Raw genomic sequence first — 16,148 nt, 5'->3', positions numbered from 1 at the left:
ACGGGGGATTTTTCTCGGGTTCGACCTTGGGGTTGTGAATCACTCGGGCTGGCTTGACGGATCGTCGAGTCCGTTTTCGCGAAACCCCTTTTGTCTCAACAGGCATGCATCGCAGTGGCCGCACGGTTTCCCTTGTTCGCCGGGGTCGTAGCAGGACAGGGTTTGCGAATAGTCGACACCCAGCGACAAGCCCGTAGCGATGGTTTGTGCCTTCGTCTTGTCGATCAATGGCGTGTGGATTGTCAATCGATGGCCTTCGACGCCGGCTTTCGTCGCCAAGTTTGCCATCGCTTCGAATGCCGCAATGAAGGAAGGGCGACAATCGGGATAGCCGCTGTAGTCGAGCGCGTTGACTCCGATGAAGAGGTCGTTGGATCCAATCGTTTCGGCAAACGCAAGTGCCAATGACAGAAACACGGTGTTGCGTGCTGGAACGTAGGTCACCGGGATGGTTTCGCCAAGCGTGTCGACCGATTCGTGCTTTGGCACCTCGATCGACGCATCCGTCAGTGCCGAGCCACCAAATTGGGCCAAGTTGATATCGACAATGCGATGCGAGGTCGCAGCAAGCGATTGGGCGACTCGGATGGCACAATCGAGTTCGTCGGTGTGCCGTTGGCCGTAGCGAAAACTGATCGCGTGAGCAGCAAAGCCTTGTGACTTTGCAACCGCCAAACACGTTGCGCTGTCGAGGCCGCCGGAAAGCAAAACCACCGCGGGACGATTGGGTTGTTTAGTCACGTTTCTTCCACAGCTTTCGGCCAATGGCCGGATTGTAGTTTGTCCAATTGCCGTCGGCCGCGACATCCGACTCGATGACGGTGGTGTACGATTCGATCTTGGCATCGAGATTGTCGAGGTGATGCAGCGTCAGGGCTTCGAGGGTCACCGGCAACTTGGGGCTGCCGAATTCGTAATGCCCATGATGGCTGACGATCAAATGTTCGAGTTGCAATCGCAATTCAACGGGAAACGCTTCGTTCGCTGATTCGACGGTTCGGATCTTCTCGTCAAGCATTTGGACTCCGATGACAATGTGTCCGACCAATTGGCCACGATCGGTGTAGCTGGCTTCGCCTTCGCAAGACAACTCTTCGAGTTTGCCGAGGTCATGCAGAAATGCACCGAAGATCAGCAACTCGGTATCGATTTGCGGGTAGCGAGGGCCGACCAATTGAGCCAATTCCATCAAATCCACCGTATGGCGAAGGAGCCCGCCAGGGTAGGCATGGTGATTGGTGACCGCGGCGGCTCCGACGATCAATCGCGACATGAATTCGTCGTCGCCGAGGAAGGCTTCGCCGAGTTGCCGCAGATGAACGTTGTTTAGGCCACCGAGCAACTCGACGAGCTGCGATCGCAGCCGCTGTGACTCATCGGCATCAAATCGTTCGAATTCGGACCGTTCCACCTCAGCCGGGTCCATGCGTTGGACCTCGGTCACGATCATTTGTAGTGCACCGTTATGAATCTGAGTCCGGCCGATACAAAAGACGTAGTCGCCACGATCGAAGGAGTCAAACACGCGCTCGTCGGCGTTCCAGAGCATCCCAGAAAGGGTTCCCGAACGATCCGCGAGCTTGAGGATGATGTATTTGCCTCCTTGGCGATTCACGCGTAGTTGTTTATCGGCAGCGCGAAAAGATTGTTCGACGGTTTGGCCATCGGCCAGTTCTGAGATAGGAGTCCGAATCACTGGAAAAATGCTTCACGTTTGAGGAACGGGGCGATCGAGCGGTGCGAGAGCCACGAACGAATGGGATCCGCTTAGAATGGCGTGTAACGATGTGGCTTGGCAAGCCGGTAGCGAGTGAAACCGATGCGTAACAAGCGAAAACGCAGAAATGTCAACTTGTCAGCCGCGTTGGCGGTTTTTTGGTTGGAAAGGCCGTTCTGAAGGGTCCTCTGGTGACCTGGGGTAGCAGTTCGGGTTAAACTAATCTCATGGCTAACGACACTCCGCCGACCGGCAACCGAACGACTTCGGTCAACCTCGTTCGGTCTTCGAATCCATGGACAAGTGCGAACAGCGCCGCAGGTTTTGTGTTGCGCTACCTGATCGTGGTTCGTAAGCAGTTGATTGCCGTCTTGGGCTCTTCCGAACGAGCGGACGAGTGTTTGAAGATTCTGATTGCCCATCTTGTCTCGGTTGGTTTCGGCGAACACAAAAAGGGGCGACTGCGAGATTTTTTGATCCGTGCGATTCGCACGACGGCCAAAGCGAGAATCAGCGATTTGACGGTCAGCGAACGTCCGACGACTGACATCGACTCGGTCCTCAGCGACAATGAGCAGTGGCTCTCGCTCTGGAGAACCGGGTTGCTGGAACGGGCATGGCGTTCGCTGGAACGCAAAGAACATATCGACCCGCAGCGACCCTTGTTTTCCGTTCTGCATTGTGCCACGACCAAACCAAAGCAACCGGGACAATCGCTCCGCGAACGGTTGAAATCGGAGCGAGGGGTGGAGCTGGGTGAAGCCGACATTCAGTCGCTGTTGCCGGTTGCCCGCGCCAGCTTCGCACAATTGCTTGCCGATGAGGTTGCAGAGACCCTCGAAAAACCCACCAAAGAGGACGTGAAAGCTGAACTGAAGACGCTTGGATTGACCAAAGCCTTTGACGGAATGTCGATCTAATGCTTGTTCTTTGCGACGGGTTGCTGCCGAGCAGCCGCTCGCTGATGGCCGCTTCGCTGCCCGACATTTTCTCACCTACGACATTTTCTCACCCACAACATTTTCTCACCTATTACCCAGCGGTATGCCGGTCATTGGCATCCACCGCTCCTGCATGACTGTGGAGGCTATCATGGATCTTCGTTGCAAATCGCTTGCCGTGCTGACCGTTTTAATGTTGGGCATCGTCTCGACGAGCCCGAGGGCTTGTTGGGCCGTGCCGCAGGAGTCCGAGGCGACGCGATCGGCTTCCCCGAATGAGACGGCATCCCCCCCAGCGGCAAGTCCATCCCGAACGGCGATCGATTCGGAGGGACGCATTGTCCAGTTTCAGCGCGACATTGCTCCGATCTTGCGTGCCCATTGCTTGGAGTGCCACGGACCGGATGAAGCCAAAAACGACTTGCGCGTCGACGATGGGGAGCTCCTCTTGCAATACATCGAACCGGAAGACATTGAATCGAGTACGTTGTATGTCGACTATTTGACGACGGACGATGAAGACATGCTGATGCCTCCGACGTCTCACGGTGGGCCGCTGCAACCATCGGAATTGGCATTGATCCGAACATGGATTGGTGAGGGAGCCGATTGGCCGGAGGACGCCGTCGTTGCCGTCGGGGTGGCCGATGCAGTCGAGCCTCCGATTGGGCCGAGGAGCCGCAGTTTGCCTCAGCGGATCTGGGCCTTTCAAGGATACTTCCACCCAGCGACGATCCACTTTCCCGTGGCGTTGTTGATGGTGGGGGCGTTGTTTGTTGTACTGGGGATCAAATGGCCAGAGATCGGTACTCAGATCCCGCTCGCCTGCTTGTTACTTGGTGGCATTTCGGCGGTCATTGCGACGATGATGGGGTGGTCCTTCGCGAGCGAACAGGGGTATGGCAACTGGGATCGAATCGATTTTGACTCCGAAGTGTTTTGGCATCGTTGGAGCGGGATGGTCGTGGCGTTGGGGTCAATCGTCTTGATCGTTGTCGCGATGGTCGGCTGGTGGCGCGAGAGCGATTCGCTGAGGAAGCTATGGAAAGTGGGTTTATTGGTTTTGGCTGCGATGGTGGGTGCGGTGGGCCATCAAGGTGGAGAACTGAGTTACGGCAAGGATTTCTACCCGAAGGCTGTACGAATTTTGATGGGAACTGAGTCGGAAGGGCAAACACCCGTTGCAGGAATCGCGAAGCCGCTCGACAATCCGCAACAGCCCTGAGCGGCCGCGGCGATATCGTCTTAAACGGCGTTGCCGCGGCTTTGGCTCGCCGCGGGCCAGGCTCGAAAGCGGGCCCGACTCGAAAGTGGGTCGGGCTCACAATGGAACTTCACGATCGCCAAGCCCCTTTTCACCCCATCAAGCATTGCCGTGCCGAAAAAGAGCTCCGCAACAAAAAAGAAAACGCGTTCGATCGATTTGCCACTGCCCGAGGACCGGTTCATCAACCGCGAACTTGGTTGGCTTGCCTTCAATGAGCGCGTTCTCGATCAAGCCGCCGATGCTTCGCTGCCTCTGTTGGAGCGTGCCAAGTTTTTGGCGATCACGGGATCGAATCTGGACGAGTTCGTCATGGTTCGCATTGGCGGGTTGAAATTGCAATTTGATCGCAATGCGATGGTGCGTGATGCGGCGGGGTTGACCGTATCGCAGCAAGTCAATGCGGTGTCGAGTTGCTGTAAGGACTTGGTGCAACGACAATACGCCATTCTCCGTGATGTGCTCGAGCCGCAATTGGCCGAAGCGGACGTTTGCCGGGTGAAACTCGACGATTGTAGCGATCGCATTCGCGAGGTCGCTCAGCGACGTTTTGAATCCGACGTTAGCGCTGTGCTGTCGCCACAGACGATCACCCACGATCGACCGTTCCCGTTGCTGCAAGGGCTCGGCGTCCATTTGTGTGTTCGGCTTCGTGCCGAACCCAAACCGGTCAAACGCCTCAATGACCAGGACTTTGAACGTTTCGGTGTTGAGGACGCCGCCGCAGCAGTGGCTGAGGCGGATCCATGGCAATATGCGGTGATCCCGCTTGGCCGGACGGTTCCTCGCTTGATCCCCGTTCCGATGGATCGTGGACACGGCTACATCTTGCTGGAGGATTTGGTTTCCTACTTTGTCGATGATTTTTTCCCGGGACGAGAGGTCATGGAATGCGTTGCGTTTCGAATCACGCGCAACGCGGACATCGAATTGCAGGAAGACGGTGCCGCCGATTTGGTCGACGGGATGGAGGAAATCCTGGAAAGCCGGCGTTTGTCCCGCGTGATTCGGTTGGAGTACCATGCCGAAGCAAGTGACTCGGTCGTCGCGTTCCTGTCCGAGATGATGCAGTTGACCAACTTGGACCTCTATCCTATCGATGGCCCAATGGATTTGAGCTATCTGTTCACGCTGCATGGTCTTGAAGGTTATGATTCACTGCGAGATCAACCCTGGCTTCCACAAGCAAATCCAGACATTGATCCCGCAGATCCCATGTTCAGCACCATCGCCAAGGGTGACTTGCTATTGGTCCACCCTTACGAACGTTTTGATCCGGTCGTGCGGTTGATCGAAGAGGCGGTCGCGGATCCCGATGTGTTAGCAATCAAGCAGGTGTTGTATCGGACGAGCAAGCGAAGCCCGATCGTAGCGGCATTGATGCGGGCAGCCGAGCGTGGCAAGTACGTTTCGGTGATCGTGGAGCTGAAAGCCCGGTTCGATGAAGCGAGAAATATTGAATGGGCTCGCGAGATGGAGCAAGCGGGGGTCCAGGTGATCTACGGCATTCGTGGTTTGAAGACTCATGCGAAGGTGTGCATCATTGTTCGCCGTGAACCGCAAGGGATTGTTCGCTACATGCATTTTGGAACCGGCAACTACAACGAAGCGACTGCCAAAATTTATAGTGACGTGTCGATCTTGACATGCAATGACACGCTCGGGGCCGATGCGACGACCTTTTTTAATGCCGTGACTGGCGCGAGTCAGCCGCAGCAGTTGCAGTTGTTGGCCGCCGCACCGATGACGCTTCGCAAGCGGATTTTGAACTTGATCGAGGCGGAAACTCGGCGTTGTCTCGAAGGGCAGAAAGCAGAGATTGTTGCAAAACTCAACGCCTTGGTTGACACGCAGGTGATCGATGCGTTGTATCGTGCAAGCCAGGCGGGGGTGCGTATCCGATTGAACATTCGCGGCGTTTGCTGCTTGAGACCTGGCGTGAAAGGATTGAGCGAGACAATTGAAGTGATCTCGATTGTCGACCGATTCCTTGAGCATGCTCGGATCATCTATTTCCGCCACGGGGGGGATGACGATTTGTTTATCAGCAGCGCGGATTGGATGCCACGCAACTTAGATCGACGTGTCGAGCTGTTGGTTCCCGTGATCGACCAGCGCTGTCGCGAGAAGCTCTTGTCGACGCTGCGCACGTACTTCAGGGACAACACCAATTGTTGGCGGATGTTGCCGACCGGTCAGTACAAGCGTGGTAAGCCGGAGGGAAAAGAGAAAGCGTCCTTCCAATCACAACGGGTCTTGTACGATCGGGCGGTCGAAGCGGTGCGGAAGCTCAAACAAAGCCGCCGGACCACCTTTGAAACCCATCAGCCGAAAGAGGCGTCGGGGACTTAGGATCAGACCGTTACCTCGACACTCAAATCGCTCGAATCTCCGTATTGACGGCGAATCGGATCAATCTGTTCGGCCATGAACTCGTCGACTTGCTCCGGTGCGCGACCGACAAAATCAAGCGGATTGGTCGCGGCATCGAGGTCGACTTTGGCGAACGCATCGTCGCCGCGCAGTCGATTCATCAAGTCATTCGCTTCACCTTCCACCTTGACTCGCCGTGCGGCTTCAACACTATGGATTCGGATGCGTTCGTGAAGTTCTTGTCGGTCTCCTCCCGCAGCCACCCCCTTCATCATGATATTCTCGGTCGCCATAAACGGTAACTCCGCTAACAGATTCTTCTCAATCGTCTTCGGGTAGACCAGCAATCCATCGGCGACGTTTTGCATTAGGACGAGTGAGGCATCGATCGCCAAGAACGATTGCGGGATCACAAGCCGACGGTTGGCACTATCGTCAAGCGTTCGTTCCATCCACTGCGTCGCCGCGGTCATTGCAGGGCTACTCTGCATGCTCATCACGAACCGAGCCAACGAACAGATCCGCTCGCTACGCATGGGATTGCGTTTGTAGGCCATCGCGGAACTGCCAATTTGTTTCTCTTCGTACGGCTCCTCGATTTCCTTTCGATTGGCAAGCAGCCGCAGGTCGGTGGCGGTTTTGTGGAGACTTTGGGCAATCCCCGAAATCGCATCGAGGATCTGGCTGTCAACTTTTCGCGGGTACGTTTGTCCGGTGACGGCGTAGGTCCGATCGAATCCGATCTTCTTGGCCACAAGCGATTCAAGCTGGCGGACCTTGGCATGATCTCCGTCGAAGAGTTGCAGAAAACTCGCTTGCGTCCCGGTGGTTCCCTTGGCGCTTCGCGCACAAAGCGTTTCGATCCGATGTTCAACCTCATGGAGGTCCAAAACGAGGTCATAGATCCACAAGCAGCAGCGTTTGCCTACGGTGGTGGGTTGCGCGGGTTGAAGATGGGTAAACCCGAGGCAGGGCAGGGCACGCTGCGATTGGGCGAACTCGCTCAGGCAAAGAATCGTTGCCGCCAATCGGCGGGCGACAAGTCGCAATCCCTCGCGAATCAGAATCAGGTCGGCATTGTCGGTCACGAAACAGCTTGTTGCACCCAAGTGGATGATCGGTTTCGCGTCGGGACACTGCTCGCCATACGCTTCCACATGTGCCATCACGTCATGACGGCGAATTCGCTCGAATTTGGCGGCCACGTCGAGGTTGAGGGTGGTCCGGAACTCCCGTAACTGCTCGATTTGTTGATCCGAAATCGGCAAACCCAGCTCCCGCTCGCTCTCGGCCAATGCGATCCAGAGGGTTCTCCAAGTCGAAATACGCCGTTCGGGCCCCCACAAATGGGCCATTTCGGTGGACGCATATCGTTCAATTAACGGGTTTTGGTAGGGACGAAGGTGCGATTCTGTCATTGGATCTTAGCTACACGGCGTTTCGGGACCATATCGAGTTCGATAACATACTGTTTGGCGGACGACTGGCAAATCGTGCCCCGTGGACGCAACCGCGGGGCATGGATCGCGATCGAGACGATCGGGCAGCGCCCTGGAGCCCATTGTGGCACGCTCTATCGCACTCCCATCGAAGGAGTCCGCCAAACGCCCCCTTCGTGCCAAACGTTACCGATTCCCGGATTCCCGCACCACCGGATTTTGAATGTACCGCCTCGTCAACACGCTCCTTTCCTGTCGACTTCACGTCCTTGTCTTGGCCGGATTGCTCCTTCACAACGCGACGCCGTCCTCGTTGACGGCTCAGGAGTCCGGCGTCGAGCCAGATGCTACGGTTGCGGAGAGCGATTCGCCAACGACGGAGGAAGCGAAGACGCCTCCTAAGTACACGCCGGCGATTCGCTTGCTTCCCGATTCGGTCGCGGGCCTGGTTCGGATTCCAAACGTTCCCGACTTTTGTGTTGCCTGGCGCAAGACGCACCTGGGCGACTTGATTGATGATCCTGCGATGCAACCGTTTATCGAGGCTCAGCGTGAGCGAGCCAAGAGCTACTTCGATGTCATGGACAATCGGGTGGGCTTGAAACCCGACGACCTTTACCACATTGCCACGGGAGAAGCGGTTGCCGCTTGGTTGCCGTTTGAAAAAGACAAACGGCGTCCCTTTTCGATGGTGGTCCTCGCAGACATTCGTGGGAAGCGAGCGGAAGCGGATGACGCGATCCAAAAGATCGATGAAGACTTGAAGGCCAATGGTGCGACGCGGAACGATACGGAACATCGCGGACAGACGATTCGTGTTTACAAACCGAAGCAGAAACCCGGCCAGATCAAGGTTGAACAAATTGCGATCACACTCGACGACACACGCATCATTGCTGCGGACCGAGACACGGTGGTCATGGATCTTCTTGATGGGATAGCGGGTGAGTCCGAGATCACGACGATTAGTGAGTTGCCGGAGTTCCGCGACGTGCTGACGCGATCGAGTCGAGCGATTCAGGGACCTTTTTCCCAGGGCGGCAGCACGGTCGCAATCGAGTGGTTTGCTCATCCTTTCCAAATGGGGCGGATTGTGCGTAACGCCTTGGAAGTGGATCGGGGGACACGCATCGATATTCTCAAACTGCTCGAAAACCAAGGTTTTGACGCCGTGAAAGCAGCCGGGGGAATCGTTGCAATCGCTGGCTCGAAATACGACTTGTTGCATCGGGGTTTCGTGCTCGCGCCCCCCACCACCTCGGAGCCGAGTAAGTATGAGAAGGCGGCCAGAATGCTCAGTTTTGTGAATGAAGACTTGGGGGAAATTCCCACTTGGATCGATAAGGGGGCCGCCACGGTCGGTCGGATCCGGTTGAACATTGAGGCAGCATTCTTGGCATCGGAAACGCTGGTGAACGAAGCATTTGATGACGAGATTTTTATGCAAACGATCGAGGGCGTCCGCGATGATACGTCTGGGCCGCAGATTGACATTCTCAATAAGGTGCTGCCTTCGCTTGATCATGAGATCCTCTTGATTACCGACAACACGATGCCAGCCGACGTCAGTTCTGAGCGGATGTTGGTCGCGATCCGGCTGAACGATGCCGAGGCAATCAAGAAAGCCGTCCACAACGTGATGGAAGTCGAGCCCGAGGCGGCCGAGATGACCGAGATTCCTGGAGTTGAGATTTGGCGCATGCAGCGAGGGGATTCCACCGAGACCTTTGAAGAAGAGATCTTCGGCGACCTCGGGTTTGGGGATGAAGAAGTGCTGGACGAACCTGCGCCTCTGTTAGATCACTTCGCCATCGCGATGGTCGGTAAGGCCGCTGGTTCGCAACATCCCTACCTGATGTTCTCTAGCCATCCCGAACTGCTGCTGGAAACCATTCAGCGGATCGTTGAGGGCAAGCAGGGAGGGTTTGCGAGTTTGGCCGACGTCCAAGAGGTGACGGAGGCACTGAAGGAGTTGGGGGCTGACGAGGTTTCGATCGCTCGGATCGGTCGAACCAAACTGTCGATGCGAGTCAAGTATGAGCTGTTGCGGCAGGGCAAGCTGCGAGACAGCGATTCGATTCTGGCCACCTTGATCCGCCGTGTGTTTGAGGAAGAGAACCAAGTCGATCCCGCTGAACTGAACACGGCGAAGTTGCCACCGTTCGCAACGATTGAAAAGCATCTGCCTAACGGCGGTAACTTCATGAAAACGGAGAAGGATGGCTGGTCCATTAACGGATTTTTTCTGAAGTAAATCAGCGACGTTTCCTTCTCGGACGATCCTCAGACCCTTCTGGTGCGAGCTTACCGGGTCGCTTTGCGGACGGCTTCGATGACGACCGGCAACACGCGTGCCCTGACATCGTCGAGTGTTCCTTCCTGAAAGGCTCCAGCCGCAGCCTTGTGGCCGCCGCCACCGAATTGCTGGGCGATTTCGTTGCAATCCATGGCACACCGACTTCGAAAACTCAATTTGAAGCCTCCACGGATCTGACCGACAAAGATCACCGCTGCCTTGGTCCCTTGGACGGCGAGCGTCAAATTGATGGCGTCTTCGGTGTCATTCGGTTCGGCACCGACTTTTGTAAAATCCTCTTTTTCGACATGCGTGTGCATCAGGGCGCCGTCGACCTCCGATTGGGTTCGCGACAGAATCAGTCCGCGAAGCCGCAAACGTCCCAGCGTGTCACGCTCGTACAGATCGCTGTAGATCTCGCTTGGGACCACTCCCGCGTCGACCAGTCTGGCCACAATGCGATAAGTCTCTGGCGTGACACTGCCAAAGCGAAACCACCCGGTATCGGTCGCGATTGCGGCGAACAATGGGACGGACATGCTTCGCGTGAGGGTAACCCCCAAAGCATCTGCGGCTTGAACGACAAGATGCCCCGTTGCTTCGGCCTGATAGTCCTTGTACATCGTTGCTCCGATGTCATCTTCGCCGACGTGATGATCGACGATGATCTTGTCCGCTCGTGAAGCACGAATCACATCGCCCATATCGCCGAGTTGAGCCCATGCACTCGTATCAAGAATCATGATGCAATCGGCAGAGATGTCTTCGGCTTCAACGTGATCGCCAAGCACCTCGATATTGCTGGCGGGGTCGAGAAATTGCAATGCGGCGGGAGTGCGGTGCGCATTGATGATGCGGACTTTCTTACCGATCGTGCGCAGCACTTCGGCCATTCCAAGTTCGCTGCCGAGCGCATCACAGTCGGGGCGAATATGGCTAACAAGGACAAACGATTCGTAGTGGCTGATTTGGTCGACAAAGGCTTTCCATTGGACACCCATTAGGTTTTTCTTTCGGACGGGGTAAGGGAGTTTCGGATTGATTTGATGTCGCGATTCAGTTGTGCGACAAGTTGTTGCTGCGAATCGAAGCGGGCAATGTCACGCACTCGAATGACAAAGTCAACGATCAATGGCTGGTCATAAAGGTCACCAGTGTAATCAAGCAAATGGATTTCGACCTTCCCCTTGTCGGAATCTTCGAACGTTGGGTTCGGTCCAATGTGGATTGCAGCCGCGAATCGCTGCGTTCCTTGAGAGAGAGAATCAACATTTGCAAAGCCACCATAAACACCCGGTGCAGGTATTAAGACATCGATTTCACTCAAGTTGGCGGTGGGGAAACCGATCGTTTTGCCGCGAGCTGCCCCGTGCACGACCTTGCCACGAATACGGTGGGGATGACCGAGCAGCGCGCTGGCGGTTTCAATGTCACCGGCAGCAATTCGCTCTCGAATGCGCGTGCTGCTGATCATCAGATCGGCGTCGCGAGACGGATGTGCAATCGACAATTCGATCTTGTTTTTGCGACACAGCTTTTCGAGTGTCTCGATGTTGCCTTCGCGGTCACGGCCAAAAAAGAAATTGGGGCCTTCGGCCATGCCGCGCGCAGTGAGCCCGTCAACAACGATTGAACGAAAGAACTCGGCTGCCGACAAGTTTAAAAAAGTCGGATCAATGGGAATCACGACCAAGAAATCAGCTCCTTGATGCCCAAGCAATTCGGCACGACGTTCGATCCACGTCAGCTTCTCGGGAATGGAGTTCGGTCTCAGAATCGCGGCCGGATGAGGATCAAGGACCACGGCAACCACGGGACCGCCAACTCGATCAGCGACACGCCGCGCTTCGCGGAGCAGCACCGCATGCCCTTTGTGGACACCGTCGAAATTTCCGATCGAGATCACTCCACGACGCACCGCATCGGAAATCTCGCCAAGCGGTACGATTTTGGTCACAGTCGTTGTGCAAACATACGGGGTAGGGCAGGGCAGGTGTCTTCTCTTCGAACGGCCCATTATGACTCAAATCGCTCGGTTTTCGAAGACGGCTGTCAGCGGGGCAAGGGATTGCAGCAGATCCAAAGCCGTCATGCCCGTTTGGCCCTGTCTTTTGGCTGCGGCATCGCCAGCGGCGCCATGCAGCCAGACTCCCAATCTCGCTGCGTCCCAAGGCGTCATCCCCTGTCCGAGCAGCGACGTGATCGTTCCGGTCAACACGTCGCCCGTTCCCCCGGTCGCCATCCCTGGATTGCCGGTGTCGTTGGTCCAACGTCGGTCGCCATCGACGACAACCGTCGGTCCACCTTTGACCACGATGGTCACGCCGTGGTGGGCCGCGAGCGATTGAGCGGCGTCAACTTGAGCTTCGCGATCTTTGGCATTGACGCCGGTCAGTCGCTGCAATTCTCCCCCGTGAGGCGTTAACACGAGCGGTCCCGCGTCGGATGCGGGGGCCGTCGCCCACTGCATCTTCGCCAGGCAGTTGATTGCATCGGCATCGAGGACACGCTTGCAATTCCGCTGGCGAAGCAACAGCTTGACGATCTCCATCGCTCCTTCGCAGACCGTCATCCCCGGTCCACAACCGATCGCATCAAACGGTCCAATCCGCTCGGTCAATTCGCAAATCGCGGCGCTGCAAAACTGGCCTCGGGCGTCGTCTTTTAGCGGGATCGTCATCAAACAAGGATGAAACGAAGCCACGGTTTCAAGGCATCGATCGGGTACCGCGACCGAAACCAGTCCGGACCCGGAGTGCAGCGCAGCGATGGCCGAGAGTGAAATCGAGCCCGCCATGCCGCGAGATCCACCGATCAGCAAGACCCGGCCAAAGTCACCTTTGTGGGCACCCGAGTCGCGCGGTGGGAAGGGCAGGGGAGGGGTCATCGTGCTTACTTTGGAGCGGGGGGGTGGCAGCTTCGCTGGGCTTCCGCGAACGACTGCTGCAATTGTCGCACGACGATTCCGGCTAGGTAACCACCTTTGAATCCGGCATCAATGTTCACGACCGCGACGTTGGCAGCACAACTGCTGAGCATCCCCAGTAGTGGCGTTAATCCGCCAAGTGTCGCTCCGTAGCCGACGCTGGTGGGGACCGCAAAGATCGGGCAGGAGAGATGGCCTGCGACCGCTGCTGGTAAGGCACCTTCCATTCCAGCAACCACGACCACGGCAGAGGCTTTTCGCAGCCGAGGCACGGCGGCCAACAACCGCTGTGGTCCAGCAACGCCAATGTCTTCGAACCGCTCGGCAGGAATTCTCATCCAGGCCAAGGTCTCGATCGCTTCTTCACCGACCGGCGCATCGGTGCTGCCTGCGGTAATCACCGCGACTCGAAACGGAAGATCTGAAAAATTTTCTGGGGCAGGGCAGGGGACACGAAAAGTCTTCGCGATCGGATGGTGGTGTCCCGTTGGAAAGCGAGATCGAAGACTCTCAGCGGCGGCGGGATCAAGTCGTGTCACCAACGCGGTTTGGCCTGCGGCGATTTGTGTATCGATGATTCGCCCGATAAGGTCGGGGTTTTTTCCTTCACCAAAGATCACTTCACCAAAACCACACCGTTGCTGACGCCCCAAATCGACGGTTGCCCCCACGATCGGTTGCATCTGCTCGGGACCGTTTTCCGTGCCGGTGACTTCCAATGCCGCGATCGCATCGGCCACGGACAGGGTCCCGGTCGCGACTTGGGCAATAATTTCTCGTAAGGCAGGTGGCAGATGGGGCATGGGCGGTTGCGGTTTTGGGGAATCGAAATTCAAATTACAGCCATTCGTTTGAAGTCGCTTTGTTGGAGTCGGGCCATCTGGCTGCGTCCAAGCACAATCCTACTTCGAGTCATGGCCAATTGTTTCAAGCCTCTTATTGTTGGTAGTTAACATCATAATGAAAAGCTGCGTACTTGCTTACTCGGGTGGATTAGATACTTCGGTGATTCTTGGTTGGCTGCAGGATAAAGGCTACGAGGTCCATGCGGTTTACGTGGATCTGGGCCAACCCTGCGAAGACCGTGAAGCGACCATGAAGAAGGCCCGCGATTGCGGGGCGAAGTCCGCCAGGATTGTCGACGTCCGCGAAGAGTTGTGTCGCGACTTCGCCTTTCCCGTGCTCGCCTGGCAAGCGAAATACGAACAGATTTACTTGCTTGGCACCTCGATTGCCCGACCACTGATCAGCAAGGTTTGTCTGGAAGTGGCTCGAGAAGTGGGCGCCACCGCGTACGCGCACGGTGCCACAGGCAAGGGCAACGACCAATGTCGGTTCCAATTGGCAGCCGAAGCGCTTGACCCGAACGTCGAGACGATTGCCCCGTGGCGAATCGAGGAATTTCGCAACGCATTCCCGGGACGGACCGAGTTGATTGCCTATTGCGCCGAGAAGAACATTCCCGTCAAAGCGTCATCGTCGAAGCCCTACAGTAGCGATGAGAACGTTTTGCACATCAGCTACGAAGCAGGGCAACTCGAAGAATTGAATGTCAACGGTGTCGAACTGGTTGATTTTGGCATGGGCGTCAGCCCACAAGAGGCACCTGACAAGGAAGAATCGGTGACGATTGGCATCGAATCGGGGGTTCCCGTGTCGCTCAACGGCAAGCAGGTCAGTGCGTTGGAGATGGTCGAGTCGCTCAACACGATCGCTGGACGCAACGGCGTCGGTCGGATTGACATGGTCGAGAATCGGTTCGTCGGCATGAAAAGCCGTGGTGTGTACGAATCGCCTGGCATGACCGTGCTGTATGATGCGGTGATGAATGTCGAGCAACTGACCATGGACCGCGATCTGATGCACTTGCGTGACCGAATGGCTCCGGAAGTGGCCGAGATGGTCTACTACGGTTTCTGGTACGCGCCCAAGATGGATGCCTTGATGGCGTTCATTCGCGAAGCCCAGAAACCGGTCACAGGCGAAGTGACGTTGAAATTGTACAAGGGCAACATCATCGTCGATTCACGCACCAGTCCAAACAGTTTGTACGACGCGGAAATCGCAACGATGGAAGGTGGCGGTTCGTACAATCAAGACGACGCAGAAGGGTTCCTCCGAATCCAAGGTCTTCCAGGTCGTGTTCAAGCTTCCGTTCGACCTCGCAAGTATTAAGGGGTGGCAAACGTCCTAATCGAGCGTGTCATCCGCCAAAGGCTCTCCGCCGCGAGGCGAGAAGAGAGCACGTAGGGTCGACAGCGGCATCGTGTCGGCAACGAAATGACCTCGTTCATCCACCGTTGCGACGGCCACCCCATCGTCAAGCAAACCGCCAATGTCGCTGATGGTCCCTCCAATTCCTTGGATCATGGTCACATCGACATCGATCGGTTCGGTCCAAAGGCCCATGGTCATGGAAGGCGAAGCTTCAACCACCAAGATGGTCTTGGCGGGATCGTCGACAAGGTTGCCCGGGCTGAGCGGTCCGGTGGGTGGAAAAAGGGTGCCCGGTCCGGTGACGAGGTAATAAGCACTCTCGGAGAACCTCTGACGCGATCCGTTGTCGGGATGCGCATACATCGCTGGAATGTTTGTGTAGGCCACATTCGTGTTCATGGGATTGTCCCAGTCGACACCGAGGTTCAGCAATTCATAGAGGTCGTCCTCTCCGAGATACGGCAAGATCAACACCCGCCACGATTGAGAGGGTTGACCCGATCGGTTCTTCGTATAAGGCGGTGGGTAGGTTCCATGATCGGCCGCATAAGCATTCAGTGCAGCCGCAATCTTTTCGAGGTTGCGGACCGACGCGGTGCGAGCTCGATTGGTTTGTAATTGAGCCACCGTTTGACCGCCATGTCGAACCACCGCGTAAAGCATGCAGAGTAGCAACACTAAGACAACCCCCGCCGCGACCAGCGACCCAAGCTGCTTCCGTTCATTCAGCTTCCCCGCAAGCGAGGCGGGTTGTTTGGCAAAATCGGGCAACTGAATCGGTTCACCGCAAGTGACGCATTCCCCCGTCAGACCGCTGTAGCGATCTTCCACAAGCGTCTTCGTTTGGCAGTGGGGACACGTAAAGAGGTAGGGCATGAATGGATCAACAAAACGGCGTATGAGAAGTTGGGTGCCTTGTGCCTAGTTGGACCCAAGCGCTAACGACATTGTACGCCGAATCAAATCGCCGCTGCA

The 16,148-nt window shown here is 56.3% G+C and carries 13 protein-coding genes; 5 read left to right on the top strand and 8 right to left on the bottom strand.

Features of this window, described 5'->3' with window-relative positions; genetic code table 11:
- Positions 1-39: 39 nt before the first annotated feature.
- Both queC and Poly41_RS02275 read right to left on the bottom strand, forming a co-directional pair.
- Positions 40-741 carry a 7-cyano-7-deazaguanine synthase QueC gene (gene queC / locus Poly41_RS02280; protein WP_231615343.1) on the bottom strand — a complete coding sequence of 234 codons (702 nt, stop codon included), beginning with the start codon at positions 739-741 and terminating at the stop codon, positions 40-42.
- Entirely contained in the window at positions 734-1,696 is a 963-nt protein-coding gene (locus tag Poly41_RS02275) for a 3'-5' exoribonuclease YhaM family protein (RefSeq protein ID WP_197231005.1), read from the bottom strand. Before Poly41_RS02275 ends, queC begins: the two co-directional genes overlap by 8 nt.
- A 248-nt stretch (positions 1,697-1,944) precedes the next feature.
- On the opposite strand from Poly41_RS02275, the gene Poly41_RS02270 reads away from it, so the two are divergent.
- From Poly41_RS02270 to ppk1, 3 genes are all read left to right on the top strand, one after another.
- Positions 1,945-2,637 carry a hypothetical protein gene (locus tag Poly41_RS02270; protein WP_146524283.1) on the top strand — a complete coding sequence of 231 codons (693 nt, stop codon included), beginning with the start codon at positions 1,945-1,947 and terminating at the stop codon, positions 2,635-2,637.
- A gap of 172 nt (positions 2,638-2,809) precedes the next feature.
- A complete protein-coding gene (locus Poly41_RS02265; protein ID WP_231615342.1) occupies positions 2,810-3,883 on the top strand; it encodes a c-type cytochrome domain-containing protein in 1,074 nt (357 codons plus the stop codon).
- Positions 3,884-4,033: 150 nt separating this feature from the next.
- Positions 4,034-6,274: a polyphosphate kinase 1 gene (gene ppk1 / locus Poly41_RS02260; RefSeq protein WP_261344880.1), complete on the top strand. Its 2,241-nt coding sequence runs from the start codon at positions 4,034-4,036 to the stop codon at positions 6,272-6,274.
- A 2-nt stretch (positions 6,275-6,276) separates the two neighbouring features.
- Here ppk1 and purB read toward each other — a convergent pair whose 3' ends face one another.
- The gene (gene purB / locus Poly41_RS02255; protein WP_146524282.1) at positions 6,277-7,713 is read right to left on the bottom strand and encodes an adenylosuccinate lyase; all 1,437 of its coding nucleotides are present in this window, start codon (positions 7,711-7,713) and stop codon (positions 6,277-6,279) included.
- 244 nt (positions 7,714-7,957) lie between these two features.
- On the opposite strand from purB, the gene Poly41_RS02250 reads away from it, so the two are divergent.
- Positions 7,958-9,988 carry a membrane or secreted protein gene (locus Poly41_RS02250; protein WP_146524281.1) on the top strand — a complete coding sequence of 677 codons (2,031 nt, stop codon included), beginning with the start codon at positions 7,958-7,960 and terminating at the stop codon, positions 9,986-9,988.
- A gap of 50 nt (positions 9,989-10,038) precedes the next feature.
- Here the strand turns inward: Poly41_RS02250 and Poly41_RS02245 are convergent, their stop codons facing one another.
- The 4 genes from Poly41_RS02245 to larB form a co-directional block, all read right to left on the bottom strand.
- Positions 10,039-11,031 (bottom strand): DHH family phosphoesterase, encoded by a 993-nt coding sequence (locus tag Poly41_RS02245; protein WP_146524280.1) that lies wholly within the window; start codon positions 11,029-11,031, stop codon positions 10,039-10,041.
- Positions 11,031-11,987, bottom strand: coding sequence for a riboflavin biosynthesis protein RibF (gene ribF, locus Poly41_RS02240; protein WP_146524279.1), 957 nt, complete (start codon positions 11,985-11,987; stop codon positions 11,031-11,033). The genes Poly41_RS02245 and ribF overlap by 1 nt, the downstream gene beginning before the upstream one ends.
- A 66-nt stretch (positions 11,988-12,053) precedes the next feature.
- Positions 12,054-12,917 carry an NAD(P)H-hydrate dehydratase gene (locus Poly41_RS02235; RefSeq protein WP_146524278.1) on the bottom strand — a complete coding sequence of 288 codons (864 nt, stop codon included), beginning with the start codon at positions 12,915-12,917 and terminating at the stop codon, positions 12,054-12,056.
- Positions 12,918-12,922: 5 nt separating this feature from the next.
- A complete protein-coding gene (larB, locus tag Poly41_RS02230) occupies positions 12,923-13,759 on the bottom strand; it encodes a nickel pincer cofactor biosynthesis protein LarB (protein ID WP_146524277.1) in 837 nt (278 codons plus the stop codon).
- Positions 13,760-13,916: 157 nt separating this feature from the next.
- On the opposite strand from larB, the gene Poly41_RS02225 reads away from it, so the two are divergent.
- Entirely contained in the window at positions 13,917-15,131 is a 1,215-nt protein-coding gene (locus tag Poly41_RS02225; protein ID WP_146524276.1) for an argininosuccinate synthase, read from the top strand.
- A 15-nt stretch (positions 15,132-15,146) separates the two neighbouring features.
- Here the strand turns inward: Poly41_RS02225 and Poly41_RS02220 are convergent, their stop codons facing one another.
- Entirely contained in the window at positions 15,147-16,049 is a 903-nt protein-coding gene (locus tag Poly41_RS02220; protein WP_146524275.1) for a DUF1559 family PulG-like putative transporter, read from the bottom strand.
- Between the last annotated feature and the right edge of the window lie 99 nt (positions 16,050-16,148).

The organism is Novipirellula artificiosorum, from assembly GCF_007860135.1.
In the GTDB taxonomy this organism is placed as follows: Bacteria; Planctomycetota; Planctomycetia; order Pirellulales; family Pirellulaceae; genus Novipirellula_A; species Novipirellula_A artificiosorum.
This window is presented reverse-complemented; position numbering and strand designations above follow the sequence as displayed.

Excerpts from the sequence above, each read along its gene's own strand:
- Poly41_RS02225 (WP_146524276.1), top strand. The coding sequence starts at position 13,917 with ATGAAAAGCTGCGTACTTGCTTACTCGGGTGGATTAGATACTTCGGTG.
- purB (WP_146524282.1), bottom strand. The coding sequence starts at position 7,713 with ATGACAGAATCGCACCTTCGTCCCTACCAAAACCCGTTAATTGAACGA.
- Poly41_RS02270 (WP_146524283.1), top strand. The coding sequence starts at position 1,945 with ATGGCTAACGACACTCCGCCGACCGGCAACCGAACGACTTCGGTCAAC.
- Poly41_RS02245 (WP_146524280.1), bottom strand. The coding sequence starts at position 11,031 with ATGGGTGTCCAATGGAAAGCCTTTGTCGACCAAATCAGCCACTACGAA.
- Poly41_RS02220 (WP_146524275.1), bottom strand. The coding sequence starts at position 16,049 with ATGCCCTACCTCTTTACGTGTCCCCACTGCCAAACGAAGACGCTTGTG.
- Poly41_RS02235 (WP_146524278.1), bottom strand. The coding sequence starts at position 12,917 with ATGACCCCTCCCCTGCCCTTCCCACCGCGCGACTCGGGTGCCCACAAA.
- Poly41_RS02265 (WP_231615342.1), top strand. The coding sequence starts at position 2,810 with ATGGATCTTCGTTGCAAATCGCTTGCCGTGCTGACCGTTTTAATGTTG.
- larB (WP_146524277.1), bottom strand. The coding sequence starts at position 13,759 with ATGCCCCATCTGCCACCTGCCTTACGAGAAATTATTGCCCAAGTCGCG.
- Poly41_RS02250 (WP_146524281.1), top strand. The coding sequence starts at position 7,958 with ATGTACCGCCTCGTCAACACGCTCCTTTCCTGTCGACTTCACGTCCTT.